Origin of the sequence: Salinimicrobium profundisediminis, assembly GCF_026241755.1 — a bacterium.
Lineage (GTDB): Bacteria > Bacteroidota > Bacteroidia > Flavobacteriales > Flavobacteriaceae > Salinimicrobium > Salinimicrobium profundisediminis.
This window is the reverse complement of record NZ_JAPJDA010000012.1, coordinates 82,827-96,134: the sequence shown is the minus strand read 5'-3', so window position 1 is coordinate 96,134 and position 13,308 is coordinate 82,827. Positions and strand designations below refer to the sequence as shown.

Here is a 13,308-nt window from a genome sequence, read left to right as displayed (position 1 = left end):
TTAATTATTCGTTTTCAAAAGATTTTACAATTCCCATTTCCAGGCCGCGCAATTCTGCCAGGCCCCTTAATCTTCCAATTGCAGAGTAACCGGGATAAGTCGTTTTTTCGAGGTCGTCCAACATTTGATGGCCATGGTCTGGTCTCATAGGAATTGGTTGCGTTTTTTGCCCTTTTTGACACTCATAGAAGGTACGCACCAGCTTATACATTTCTGCACTGCCTTCCAGGTGGTTGGCTTCATAAAACCTGGAGCGGGCCTCCCGCTGAACAGATCTTAAGTGCACAAAATGAATGCGGTCAAAATAGGTCTTGATGATGCCGGGAAGATCATTCTTTTCTGAAGCTCCAAAACTACCGCTGCAAAATGTGAGTCCGTTTGATTTTTGTGGCACCTTGCTAAAAATGTAGTCAAGATCATCTTTATTGCTCACCACTCGTGGCAACCCCAAAACCGGCCATGGCGGATCATCTGGATGAATCGCCAGCTTCACTCCTGCTTCTTCTGCTACCGGAATGACTTCCTTTAAAAAGTCCACCAGATTTTCCCGAAGCTGTTCTGCTGAAATGTTTTTATAATCTTCCAGTCCCTGCTGAAGCTTTTCCAGAGTGAAACCTTTTTGATCTCCCGGCAGTGCCATTAGCAAACTTTCCCTAAGCCTCTCGATTTCTTCCTGTGGCATTTGAGGAAATCTGGATTTTGCCCGTTTTACCATTTCCCGATCATAGTCTTCTTCTGCTCGTTCTCTCTTCAGAATAAAAAGGTCAAAAATGATAAGGTCTTTCAGGTCGTGTAACAGGGCGGTACTTCCATCTTCAAGTTGATACCGCACATTTGTACGCAGCCAATCCAGTACAGGCATAAAATTATAACAAACGCGGGTAACGCCACTTTTGCCGAGATTTATTAAACTCTGCTTATAATTTTCAATGTATTTAGTCTTATCGTTTTTTCCTTGCTTGATGTGCTCATGCACCGGAAGACTCTCCACCACGTTCCAGCGCAGCGAAAATGGATTTTTCCTGTTGCTTTCTTCCAAAAGGGATTTCCGCTTCTCAATTTCTTCTATACTCCACACCTCCCCAACAGGAATATGATGTAGGGCAGTAACAACACCACTTGCCCCGGCCTGTTTAATATCTTTTAAGCTTACGGGGTCATTAGGCCCATACCACCTCCAGCTTTGTTCGAAAATCTTTTCCATTTTTTTATGCTTATTCAAAGAAGGTCCATTTTTGCCATTTTTGGAAGGTTTGCAGAATTTTTCTTCCAAACCTTAAGGTACAGAGAACTTTTGTCCCTGGAAAGTTCGGCTAAAGGAAATCCTCCCGCACCGGACTAAATACATCTATGAGCATCCCCGCCTCGAGGCACTCGGCACCGTGTTTAGCATTAGGAGGGACGAAAAACCCGTCACCTGTTTCCAGAATTTCAGATATACCATCAATGATGATCTTAAATTTTCCTGAAACCACGAAAGTTCCCTGGGAGTGGAAATGATCATGCACATATCCTACTGCTCCTTTTTCGAATTTCACCTTGACCACCATTAACTGAGTATTGTAGCCTGTAATTTGCCGCGAGATCCCTTCTCCTACTAGTTCCCATTCGGCTTCAGATTCTTTAAAAAACGTATTTCCTTTTATCATTTTTGCCGGGTATTTTATTTATGTTTTTGTTCCCATTTAGGGTATTCTTCTTTCAGAAGATCTTCAGCGTAATTATCTATATAACTGTAATTGATACGCCGTTCATGCTCTATTTCTTCAAGCTTGTATTTTACCACTCCGTCGCGACCAATAAACATGGGCCTGTTGGTCCCAATTTCGGTAAAGCGACCCCAAAGAGGACCGCCTGCAGGGTCTTCGACTACTATACGGTCACGACCCTCAGGCAGACTGGGATCTTTGATCCACTCCACTCTTTTGCCTGTTACCTTAGCGTCTTCAAACCACTGTATGGCACTTCGGACAGATCTTTTTACTGCTTCCGAAGGATTTTCGATCTCCATTAAATACCGTACAATTTCGGCACTTTCCTTACCACTCAGAGAGGCCAGTTCGTAAGCTCTTGCTTTGGCCGGTTTGAGTGTTTTTTTATCATGCTGAGCACCCCAGGCTGTGAGTTTACCATCAACTTCAACCTGGGTATCGAGAATTATTTTCAATCCTTTTTCTACAGCTTTTTCGGCTTTATTTTTTCTGAAAGCATCCACAAATGAATATGGTTCTTCATTTTGTGCAATATCCCGTAACAAATTCATCACTCCAATCATCGCTTCATCATTGTAGGTGATGTGCCCGTAATATCCCTTTTTAAGCGGATAGAATTGAGGCCAGCCGCCATTGCTGTACTGCGCCTCAAGCAGATAATCGACACCTTCCAAAAATGCAATTTTGTAGTCCTCTTTTCCTGTAGCTTTATAAACCCTTGCTAAATACTTTAGCTGGTTATGGGTTGCGCCATTGTCTATGGTGGTGCCCATTTCTTTATTTTGCAAATTCCTAAGACTATCTTTTTCTTTTGAGCTTAATTCATTAGACATATCTATATTTTTATACCAGCCCCCATTGGTATGCTGATATAATAGCACATTATCTGCAATTCTTTGTGCTTCCTTGCTCCCGTACCACTCCTTATCCTGTTTTAATGTTCTTCTCCACGGAACTTTTTCTGAATATTCTCCCAAACTAACCGGAACTTCTTTCAGAATCTTCTGAAATAAAACCTTTCCCTTTATATATTTTTTCAATTCCAGATCCTGTTCTGCAATCTCCTGAAGTGCCAGACTGGCAACAAGAGTTGCACCCATTTTGGAAAGGTGCGTATCATCGGCTACTCCTTTTGGCTCATATGGATCCTCGCCCGGCTCCAGGTGAAGATGCAGTTGTTTTGAATTTTGAGGCCCGTACATGATTTCCAGCCGCTCTGTCAATAACTGCAAATCGATGAAAGGCACATTCAGGTCTTTTGCGAGCATTCTCACCACCAGGGGATACTGCCCGTGAGTATCGACTAAAACGCCGTTTTCATTAAAATTCCGCCGCACAATTGAGCTGAAAAGAATTGGAGTTGCTCCTTTTTCACGGGTTTCTCTCACAAACTTCTCGAGATTGCTCCTGTATTGTGTAAAAGGATTGGTATACCTGGCGGGATCGTTCACTTTTTGGTCGTTATGTCCAAACTGAATAAGCACAAAATCCCCTGGCTTCAGTTGTTCTCTGACCTTTTCCCAGCGACCTTCAGCAATAAAACTTCTGGTACTGCGACCATTAACAGCGTGATTCTGAATATTTATTTCTGAAGTCATCAACTCCGGAAGCATTTGTCCCCAGCCATGTTCAGGATTCTTTTCGGGATCTTTTTTATCAGACATTGTAGAATCACCTATGAGGTAAAGCGTAGGCTTCTCCTGTGCCACTACTGAAATTGAACAGAAGATCACGAGGAAAAGAAATAGATTTTTCATTTTTTCAGCAGTTATAATGTTATTCAAATGCACCAGGATTTGCTGTAGTTCCTTCTCACAGGCTTAAGGGATTGTTGCCCAATACCAGTCTTTCTCAATACTAAAAATATTCTGGAGATTATACTTCGATGCTTCTTCTAAAGAAAGCTGGTGAGACCAGTTCACCCTGGTAGCCGGAGAAGCTCCGGGACCGCTGCTATTGAATTCGGCGTAGTAGGCTGTTCTTTCTTTATTCGGAAACATTTTATCTCCCGGCCAGTGATCCCAGCCCTCCGGAAGAATATGATCCCCGAGGTAAGAGTTTATAAATACGGTTTTTGCGTAAGGTCTCCACGGCCTGCCCAAATAAACCTCATTCACACCTTGGGTAGCTATAAATTTGCAGTTGAGAAAAACATATCCGAATTCCTGATTTTGCGGAGTTGCTGCAGCAGTGATAAAAGAATTTTTTAAGCTCTTAATGGTACATTCTTTAAAAACTGCGGTTGCCTCTCCAAAAATAAAATCTGTAGTCCCTTCAATATAACAGTTCAAATACAGCTGGCGGCTACCTTCTGTTGCGGTATACACGGTGTCCTGGCAACCAAGAATGTTAGCGTCTTTAATTACGAAGCGGTCGCCTTCCACGTGCAAAGCCACTGCCTGACCTTCTCCGCAGGAACTATTCTGAATTGTAAGATTCTCAATTTTAATATCATTCCCTCTCACCAAAACTGTATAGGAAGTAAAAGTAGAGAGCTCCTTTCCCGTTAACGGATCGATCTTGCCTGAAAAGTCGCTGTTGGTAATAAGAGTATTTTCTCTGTCTTCCCCAATGAGCGTGAGCTGATGTTTCCAGGAAGGGATCTCCAGCTTTTCATTGTAAGTGCCAGATTTTATTTTGATCACTACTTCTCCCGGACCAAGATCCCGGGTAGAATTTATTGCTTCCTGAATGCTGGTAAAATCGGCATTGCCAACTTTGGAAACCGTTATTTCACGGTAGGATTCTTTTGCTGAAGAAGAATTTTTAAAGACTTTGTCGAGGAAATTTGTGGTAAGCCTGACAGTTTCATCAAACCAGGGATGTACAAGCCAAAAAGCATGAGGGGTCTTGTCTATGGTATGTATTTCATTATAAATATTATTTTCATTCAGGATTTTCAGCATTTCATCCCGTCCTGCATGAAACCTTGGATAGGAGCTGTTGATAAACAGCGTAGGTGGTGTATTAGCTCCGACGTATTCCAAAGGAGAGGCTTCTTTCCATATTTCGAATTTTTCGGCTTTAGCACCTCCCAGCCATGTAGCGGCCATCCAGCCTTCTTCGGAATCGGGATGAACAAATGACACAATCCCGTCTACATTGATTATGGCCTGTATATCATCTGAAAAACCAGATTCTTTGGCCTTAAATTTTTCAGAACCTGAAGTTACTCCGATCAACGTGGCAAGTTGTGCTCCTGCTGAAGCACCTAATACAGCGATTTTTTCGGCATCTATTCGATTTTGTTCTGCATTCTCCTTCATCCATTTTACAGCATTTTTAAGATCAATTACAGCAGCAGGATAAAGAGCTTCGGTGCCAAGGCTATAAGCAGCAGTTACGGCTACATACCCTTCAGCAGCAAGACTTCGAGCTAATGGCTGCAGGTTTTCTTTACTTCCGGTAAGCCAGCCTCCCCCATGAATTAGAAGAACCGCCGGGAATTTTTCGCCTTTTTCAGACTTCGGCATGTAAACATCTGCAGTTAGATCCCTTTCAGCAGTTTTTTGATAAACAACATTTTCTATGGCATCAATTCTTTCAGAAAACTGAAGTTCTACAGGAGAAATAAAAGGATAATCCTTTATAAGTTTTTTATAGGTGGTGTTGATCGTATATGGCCTTACCTCATTCTTCTGCGCAATAGATTTTGGGCAGAGGCAGAAAAAAAAGAGGATCGAAAAAAGGCATTTTTGGAGGCTCATCTTGCTTGTTTTAAACGTGTGGATTTTTCTCTTTTAATTCGAATGGAAGTTAAAAAATGCCTCCGCGACAAACCGCACTTCTTGAATGGGGTCCTAAAACCAGGATCTTTGATCTTTTCGTGTACCTATGGAAGTCTTCGCATTTTCAACGGGCATATATTCAAAACCTACCGACACTTATTCTTTTCCGTTTACATTACCCCGAACATTACGTTGCTAGATCATGCTGAATGCATATTCCTCTCATCAGGAACTAAAATTTCTGGTTTACATCAAAGGAGTTAGTATTCCTTACCGTTAATGGTAGTGTTCTCAAATATGATATCATCTGCGTGCTCTACCCTGAGCGGCACCTCCACATTTTTAATATTCACATTTTTAAGTTTTACATTGCTAACAGGGGATTGCTCTCTTCCCAGTATTAACACGCCATATTCTCCCCCGTTTTCTACTTCTACATTCTCAAGCAGAATATTCCTTATCACCGGCATATGCCCTCCTTCCTGGTTAGCATAAATACCATAATGAGTATTTATCTTCAGGACAGCTTCTTTAACCTGTCCCACTTTCAAATCCTTAACAAAAATATTTTCAATGGTGCCACCTCTTCTGGTGTTGGTCTTTATTCTAATGGCACGATCAAGATTTGGGCTGTTCATGGTATTATTGCGCACATATACATTTCTCACGCCACCAGAAATCTCACTCCCCATGACTACCCCACCATGCCCGTCTTTCATAGTGCAATTCTCTACTACAATATTCTCACTACTTATCCCTACACGTCTTCCGTCGTTATCCCTACCCGATTTTATGGCGATGCAGTCATCTCCGGTATCAAAAAGGCAGCCTGTGATGTGAACATTCTGGCTATACTCAGGATTGCAACCATCATTGTTAGGACCGTGGCTAATTACACTCACATCCTTAACTGTTATATTACTCGATTTTATAGGATGCATTACCCAGAAAGGTGCATTTATAAATGTAACACCCTCTATAAGGACATTTTCGCATTCAAACGGCTCAAAAAATGTTGGCCGGAACTGGTGTCCTTCCCCAAAAATCCTTTCTTCTACAGGGGTGCCTTTTTCTACCATCTCACTAAGCCGTGGCAGGTTGTGCGTATCATGTTGCTTTACATCTCCTTCTTTATATCCATAAACATCTTTACCACTCCATGGCCACCAGTTCTCATTACCAGCCTGCCCGTTAAAAGTTCCTTTTCCGGTAACTGCAATGTTCTTTTGTTTATAGGCATAGATCAAAGGAGAATAGTTCATAAACTCCATGCCTTCATAAGAAGTGTGAACCACGGGGAGGTAATCTTGGTGACTGGTTGAGAATTTCACCTCTGCACCTTCCTCAAGGTGAAGATTTATATTGCTCTTAAGATGAATTGGCCCGGTATGATATACTCCGGCGGGAACGAATACCTTCCCTCCTCCCGCATTTGAACAAGCTTCAATCGCTTTTTTGAAGGCGTCATCACTGCTCTTACTTCCATCTGCCGAGGCTCCATAATCAAGTACATTGAAGACCTCATCTCTAAAGATTGGAATTTTTATACTTTCTACTATAGCATCTGCCTGCTTCCACGGATCGTCAAAATTGACCCCGGCCGTAGTTTCAGGAGCGGTGGAAGCAGATTCATTTTGATTTTTACAGGATAAGACTAAAAATATCACTATAAGACTAAAAAGTACCTTGAAAAAATATTTCATAAGATTAGATTATTTTGAAACTACATGTAATCGATTGCACTAAAATAGTCCTTTTTTTCTGTTTTTTCCAAGGTTTTGGTTTGAAAACTTAAGAGGATTTTTCCCCAAAGGAAAATTATTCGGCCTGTTTGCTGCTCATCATTCTCATAATGTTAAAAATGAATAGAACCTACAAGAATATTTTTAATATCTTTGCAGTGCAATTTGTTGCATTTATAGCATTTAGCTTTTTCCATGAAAGATAACGGTAAGGTTACCATATATGACATCTCAAAAAGATTGAATGTCAGCGCTGCTACGGTGTCACGGGCTCTCAATAACAACCCGAAAATCAGCAGTAAAACACGTGAGTTGGTTTTTACCACTGCTAAAGAGATGAACTATAAGCAAAACCGTCTTGCCCAGGCGCTTAAGAGCGGAAAAAGCAAGAATGTGGGAGTTATTGTTCCTTACATCAACCGAAACTTTTTCTCTTCTATAATCAGAGGCATTGAAGAAGAATTGGGCCCTCACGGATACCATGTAATTATTTGCCAGACACATGAGCAAATGGATACAGAAATGGAACAAATAAATACCCTTCTAAACACCCAGGTAGACGGAATTTTCATGTCTATCTCGAAGTCCACCACCAACATAGATCATTTCACGAAAGTTTTACAAGAAGGGAAATTCCTGATCTTTTTTGACCGGAAACTTGATGTTCCGGGAGTTAGTTCTGTGGTAATCGATGATTTTAAAGCGGGTTATATGTCTACTGCACATCTCATTTCACAGGGCTGCAAAAGAATTGCTCATTTTTCGGGAGATCTTAACCTGGAAATTTACAAAAACAGACATGACGGATATATAAGTGCTCTAGAGAATCACGGGCTCAAACCCGATCCGCGTTATATTTTCACCACACTGAGTAACGTAGAATCTGGCGCAGCTGCAGCCCGTAAAATGTGGGAACTAAAGGAGAAACCCGACGCTGTTTTTTCAGCAAGTGATTATACAGCCCTTGGAGCAGTACAGGAACTTAAAAAGCAGGGCGTACGAATTCCTGAAGATTTCTGTATATCAGGATTTAGTAATGAACCATTTACTCAATACATGGAATTACCCATGAGCTCTATAGATCAAACTCCCTTGCGGATGGGACAAATTGCAGCTCAGGTTTTTCTTGAGCAGGTAGACAGCGATCAGGAACTAAGCATCGAAAAAAAGGTGGTGCTTTCTCCTGAACTAATGGTTAGAAAATCATCTAACAGAAGTTTAGCAGAACTCAAAGTACAGTAATATTCAAAATAGCGAAAAGGGGAGCCTTATAAAGACACCCCTCGCTTCCACGGAATAAAATCGTCCTGATTAAGCGCATCGGCTTTTGTTGTTTCTTCACCATTGGCTACTTTAATGATGAACTCGAGGATCTCCTCTCCCATTTGTTCAATGGTTTTTTCAGCCTTTATTACACCACCGGCATCAAGATCAATAATATCTGGCATTCTGCGGGCAAGAGTGCTATTAGAAGAAACCTTTACTACCGGTGCCACAGGGTTACCCGTTGGGGTTCCCAGACCTGTTGTAAACACCACGACATTAGCCCCTGCCCCCACCATTGCTGTGGTACTTTCCACATCATTCCCGGGAGTACATAGCAGGTTAAGTCCGGGTTTGGTAACATAGTCTCCATAATCCAGAACATCCTGGATTGGAGAAGTCCCTCCTTTTTTCGCGGCTCCGGCCGATTTCATGGCGTCTGTAATAAGTCCGTCTTTAATATTTCCCGGCGAAGGGTTCATATCGAAGCCAGACCCGGCATCTATAGCCGATTGTTCAAAAGCCCTTGTAAGCTCAAGGAATCTTTCAGCCAGGTCATCACTTACACAGCGATTGATCAATTCCTGCTCTATTCCGCATAACTCCGGAAATTCAGATAAAATAGGGGAACCTCCGAGAGCCGAAAGAAGATCTGAAGCATAACCCAAAGCCGGATTTGCTGAAATTCCAGAGAAACCATCAGATCCGCCACATTCCAAACCTAACTTCAGTTTTGAAAGAGGAGCAGGTTTCCTGGTAATATTGTTAGCTTCCTTAATAGCAGCATATGAATCGCTGATGATCTTACTCATCATTTCATCTAGGGTTCCCATCTGCTGCTGTTCAAAAAGCAGCACAGGTTTTCTATTGTCAAAATTGATCCTTTCAAGTGCCTTTTTAAAGATATCTATCTGAAGGTTTTGGCAGCCCAAACTAAGCACCGTTGCTCCGGCAACATTAGGATTGTTGACGTAACCGGCCAACAACCTCGCCAGCGAAGCAGAATCCTGCCTTATGCCGCCACATCCTCCCTGGTGAGTAATAAATTTTACTTCAATATTGTCAAAAATTTCACTTTCCTCTTCTTCTATTTGGAGGCTTTCAGTTGTATTCTCACCCTGAATTAATTTCCGGAGAAGCAGTTGTTCCCTGGAAGGTTTTCTGAAAGAAAGTTCCTTTTCAAAAACCTCTTTTAGAAGCTCTATATTCCTGTTCTCACAAAAGACCAGCGGGAAGAACAACCAGACATTTTTTGTTCCCACCTGCCCGTCTGGACGGTGATATCCGTTAAAAGTCCTGTTTTTCCATTTGGAAATATCGGGCACAGTCCAGCCTGTCGTTTCAGTTTTCTTATGTGCCTGCTCGGCCTGATGTTTAACATTATCTACAGTAAGAACCCCGCCTTTTTTAATAGGCACAGTAGCTTTCCCCACAAGCACCCCATACATGAAGATCTTATCTCCCTCATCCAGGTCTACAAGGCTAATTTTGTGTTTAGCTGCAACATCATTAAAGACTTCAACTTCTATATCATCAATAGATAAAACCTCGCCCTGCCATAAATCGGCAAGAGCTACAGCCACATTATCTTCGGGATGAACTTTAATTATTTTCGTCTTCATTTTTCTAACTTTTGAGCTGTGTTTTTTCGCGGAAAGACCTGAAGCCCTCTTCCACACCTTTTTCTTCCAGTTCTTTGAGTGCCACTGCAACCAGGTCTTTCAGACCTGGGACAGCTGTGAGCTCCTGCCCCCAATATTCTTCTTTTTTAAGCACCTCCCCGGCAACCGATTCAAAGTTTGAATTTTCCCAGATTTTGCTGAAGGAATCAATGATTTGAGCATCATCCTGCACAGGTAGTTTTTCCCCCTTCCACTCTCCTTTGTAGAACCTGATCAAGCAGGCAAATGCAAAAGTAAGCCGCGTGGGCAAGGTAGATTTTCTCTTCTGAAATTCTAATAAACTCGGCAGCACCCTCACTTTGAATTTTGAAACTGAATTAAGGGCAATACTGGCCAGTTGATGTTTAATAAAAGGATTTCTGAAACGGTCCAAAACTTCTGAAGCAAAGGAGTCCAGTTCTTCTTCAGCAAGATCAAGTGTAGGATTTATCTCTTCAAAAATGGCATTTTTGACAAACTTTCCGGTGAAGTCGTCGTCAACCGTTTCTTTGACTGTTTCCTTTCCGCTAAGAATTGCAAAAGGAACCATAGTAGTATGAGCGCCATTTAGGATTCTTACTTTTCGGGTGCGGTAAGGCTGTATATCATCAACGATAAGAACATTTTCGTCAATTTTATGAAACGGAATCTTTTCTTTAAGTTCCCGGCCACCTTCAATCACCCAAAGCAGAAAAACTTCAGCTGTAACGATTAGTTTGTCTTCAAACTCAAGCTGATTTTGATATTCTTCAATTTCAGCTCTGGGATATCCGGGAACAATTCGGTCTACAAGGGTATTGTGAAAGCTATTGCTATTCTCTATCCATCCGCGGAAATCTTTACCAAGATCCCAAAGTTCCACGTAGTCTAAAATGATCTTTTTAAGATTGTCTGCATTGTGATTTATTAATTCACAGGGAATTATAGTTAATCCCTTGGCAGGATCCCCCTTAAAATGCTGAAACCTCTTCCAAAGTAAAGCGGTAACCTTTGCAGGAAAACTATTATGAGGAACTTTTTCAAATTTATCGTTCCCGTCAAAGGAAATGCCGGCTTCAGTGGTATTGGAAATGAGGAATTGCAGCTCCTTTTCAGTAGCAAGATTCAAATAAGCCGAGTAATCGTCATAGGGATTGAGGGATTTTTGAATACAACTAATAGTTCTTTTCTCCTGAATTTCCTTTCCGCCTTTGACGCCTCTCATAAACAGGTTATAAAGACCGTCCTGCTCATTCAGCATCTCCACAAGTCCGGCGTTTATAGGCTGCACCACGGCAACGCCAGCATCAAATTCTGCTTCTTTATTTAGTTTATCAATAAGATAATCAACGAATGCCCGCAAAAAATTCCCTTCACCAAATTGTATGACTTTAATGGGTAAATTTTCCGTTAGCCCACTATTTTCCCTCGTTAAGCGTTCCATAATAACATTTTCAACATTAAATTTCTAATCAAATAATCCCGGTAACCACAAAGAGATTTCAGGCACAAAAGTCACCAGTAACAGTACGATGAACATTGCGACGTACAGTGGCATCAGCGGTTTTATAACCTTTTGAATACTCGATTTGGCCACACTAACCCCAATAAAAAGTACCGAGCCTACCGGCGGGGTACATAACCCCACACATAAATTCATTACCATCATAATCCCGAAATGTACAGGATCAACACCCAGCGCAGTTACCACAGGCAGGAAGATGGGAGTGAAAATTAAAACTGCGGGAGTCATATCCATGAATGTCCCCACAAAGAGTAACAGTAAATTTATAATGAGTAGAATTACAAAGATATTGTCACTAAGGCCCAGTAAAGTATCACTTACAGCCTGCGGAATGTTTTCATAAGACATGACCCAACTCATACTCATGGAGGTGGCGATAAGCAACATTACAATAGCGGTTGTTCCCACAGAGCTTAAAAACACACTATGGAGATCACTTAATTTTAATTCCCTGTTTATAAAAGATAGGATAAGGCAATACAGCACTGCAATCCCTGAAGCCTCGGTGGCAGTAAAGATCCCTGAAACAATTCCGCCAATCACCACAACCAACAGTAATAAACTGGGTAGCGCCTGCAAAAAAGTAACTGCGATATTCTTTAAATTCGCGGGTGCGCCTGCAGGATACTTTTTCTTTTTGATCCAGACCGCAGCAACAAGCATAAGAGCCAACCCCATGAGAATACCGGGAAGATACCCGGCCAAAAAGAGCGAGGCAATTGACACTCCACCACTTGCAAGCGAATAAACGATAAGCACATTTGAAGGAGGAATTACCAGGCCTGTAGTTGAAGAAGTAATGTTCACTGCCGCACCAAATTCTTTAGAATATCCTTCCTTTTCCATAGCCGGACCAAGGATTCCACCCATTGCCGAAGTAGCTGCCACTGCAGATCCTGCAATAGCACCAAAGAGCATTGCCGCAACTACATTCACATAGATCAATCCACCCGGTAACGCCCCCATAAGGGCTTTGGCAAAGGCAATGAGCCGGTTGGCTATCCCTCCCTGATTCATTATTTGTCCTGCCAAAATAAACAGGGGAATTGCAAGCAGCGAGAAACTGTCCAGCCCCGTGGCCATACGCTGGGAAACCGTAGTAAATGCAGCAAGCGTATCTATAGATGCCAAAATTGTAAGTATACATGAAATCCCGATTGACCAGGCAACAGGAACCCCTATTGCCAGCAAAATCACAAAGGATAGCACCAGTATTAAAACCTCTGACATCATACTAAATATGTTTTTGAATGAATGATTTCGTGAATTTTATAATATATCACCAGTAAGCCACTTAGGGGCACTACACTGTAGACCCATGATAATGAGACGCCCAGGGCTGCCGAAGACTGCCCCAGTAAATCGTTGACATAGACCAGGTTGCCACCTCCAATGACCAGCACGGTCAAACTAAAGAGGATGATAAGAATATTGATAAAAATGCGAAGTCTCATCCTGTTGGTCGGATTCAACTTTGGCGGCAAAATATCTATCGACAAATGAGTTTGTTGTCCTGAAGCGTATGCAGCTCCTAAAATTCCTATCCAAATGAAAAGATATCGTGCAAGTTCTTCGGTAAAGGAACTGGGAGAATTAAGGAGGTATCTTGAAAAGATCTGCCATAATACAGATAGCACCATGAGTATGAGAAGTACTACCAAAAAATTTCCGAGGATTTTATCTACAGTTTTTCTCATA

10 protein-coding genes are annotated in these 13,308 nt (G+C 41.8%); 1 reads left to right on the top strand and 9 read right to left on the bottom strand.

The genetic code is table 11. The features are described 5' to 3' along the window. Positions 1-4 precede the first annotated feature (4 nt). The 5 genes from uxuA to OQ279_RS08740 form a co-directional block, all read right to left on the bottom strand. A complete protein-coding gene (gene uxuA, locus OQ279_RS08765) occupies positions 5-1,204 on the bottom strand; it encodes a mannonate dehydratase (protein ID WP_266069516.1) in 1,200 nt (399 codons plus the stop codon). Positions 1,205-1,313: 109 nt separating this feature from the next. After that, positions 1,314-1,649 (bottom strand): cupin domain-containing protein, encoded by a 336-nt coding sequence (locus OQ279_RS08760; RefSeq protein ID WP_266069515.1) that lies wholly within the window; start codon positions 1,647-1,649, stop codon positions 1,314-1,316. 14 nt (positions 1,650-1,663) lie between these two features. Further along, positions 1,664-3,469, bottom strand: a complete 1,806-nt coding sequence (gene pelA / locus OQ279_RS17900) for a pectate lyase (protein WP_306419764.1) — start codon at positions 3,467-3,469, stop codon at positions 1,664-1,666. 63 nt (positions 3,470-3,532) lie between these two features. Beyond that, entirely contained in the window at positions 3,533-5,419 is a 1,887-nt protein-coding gene (locus tag OQ279_RS08745; RefSeq protein ID WP_266069514.1) for a pectinesterase family protein, read from the bottom strand. Positions 5,420-5,700: 281 nt separating this feature from the next. Then, the gene (locus tag OQ279_RS08740; protein ID WP_266069513.1) at positions 5,701-7,143 is read right to left on the bottom strand and encodes a glycoside hydrolase family 28 protein; all 1,443 of its coding nucleotides are present in this window, start codon (positions 7,141-7,143) and stop codon (positions 5,701-5,703) included. A gap of 234 nt (positions 7,144-7,377) precedes the next feature. On the opposite strand from OQ279_RS08740, the gene OQ279_RS08735 reads away from it, so the two are divergent. Next, entirely contained in the window at positions 7,378-8,424 is a 1,047-nt protein-coding gene (locus tag OQ279_RS08735) for a LacI family DNA-binding transcriptional regulator (protein WP_266069512.1), read from the top strand. Between the two features lie 26 nt (positions 8,425-8,450). On the opposite strand, the gene OQ279_RS08730 is transcribed toward OQ279_RS08735, so the two are convergent. Genes OQ279_RS08730 through OQ279_RS08715 form a run of 4 tightly spaced genes read right to left on the bottom strand, consistent with a single transcriptional unit; the run spans position 8,451 to position 13,307 of the window. Further along, complete coding sequence (locus OQ279_RS08730; RefSeq protein ID WP_266069511.1) at positions 8,451-10,067, bottom strand: UxaA family hydrolase; 1,617 nt, start codon at positions 10,065-10,067, stop codon at positions 8,451-8,453. A gap of 4 nt (positions 10,068-10,071) precedes the next feature. Beyond that, the gene (locus OQ279_RS08725) at positions 10,072-11,529 is read right to left on the bottom strand and encodes a tagaturonate reductase (RefSeq protein ID WP_266069510.1); all 1,458 of its coding nucleotides are present in this window, start codon (positions 11,527-11,529) and stop codon (positions 10,072-10,074) included. Positions 11,530-11,553: 24 nt separating this feature from the next. Beyond that, positions 11,554-12,843 (bottom strand): TRAP transporter large permease, encoded by a 1,290-nt coding sequence (locus OQ279_RS08720; protein ID WP_370866518.1) that lies wholly within the window; start codon positions 12,841-12,843, stop codon positions 11,554-11,556. Beyond that, entirely contained in the window at positions 12,840-13,307 is a 468-nt protein-coding gene (locus OQ279_RS08715; protein ID WP_266069509.1) for a TRAP transporter small permease, read from the bottom strand. Before OQ279_RS08715 ends, OQ279_RS08720 begins: the two co-directional genes overlap by 4 nt. Position 13,308: the final 1 nt, after the last annotated feature.

Bases quoted from the DNA above. Each gene is read 5' to 3' on its own strand.
- OQ279_RS08745 (WP_266069514.1), bottom strand. From the start codon at position 5,419: ATGAGCCTCCAAAAATGCCTTTTTTCGATCCTCTTTTTTTTCTGCCTC.
- OQ279_RS08715 (WP_266069509.1), bottom strand. From the start codon at position 13,307: ATGAGAAAAACTGTAGATAAAATCCTCGGAAATTTTTTGGTAGTACTT.
- OQ279_RS08720 (WP_370866518.1), bottom strand. From the start codon at position 12,843: ATGATGTCAGAGGTTTTAATACTGGTGCTATCCTTTGTGATTTTGCTG.
- OQ279_RS08760 (WP_266069515.1), bottom strand. From the start codon at position 1,649: ATGATAAAAGGAAATACGTTTTTTAAAGAATCTGAAGCCGAATGGGAA.
- pelA (WP_306419764.1), bottom strand. From the start codon at position 3,469: ATGAAAAATCTATTTCTTTTCCTCGTGATCTTCTGTTCAATTTCAGTA.
- uxuA (WP_266069516.1), bottom strand. From the start codon at position 1,204: ATGGAAAAGATTTTCGAACAAAGCTGGAGGTGGTATGGGCCTAATGAC.
- OQ279_RS08740 (WP_266069513.1), bottom strand. From the start codon at position 7,143: ATGAAATATTTTTTCAAGGTACTTTTTAGTCTTATAGTGATATTTTTA.
- OQ279_RS08735 (WP_266069512.1), top strand. From the start codon at position 7,378: ATGAAAGATAACGGTAAGGTTACCATATATGACATCTCAAAAAGATTG.
- OQ279_RS08730 (WP_266069511.1), bottom strand. From the start codon at position 10,067: ATGAAGACGAAAATAATTAAAGTTCATCCCGAAGATAATGTGGCTGTA.
- OQ279_RS08725 (WP_266069510.1), bottom strand. From the start codon at position 11,529: ATGGAACGCTTAACGAGGGAAAATAGTGGGCTAACGGAAAATTTACCC.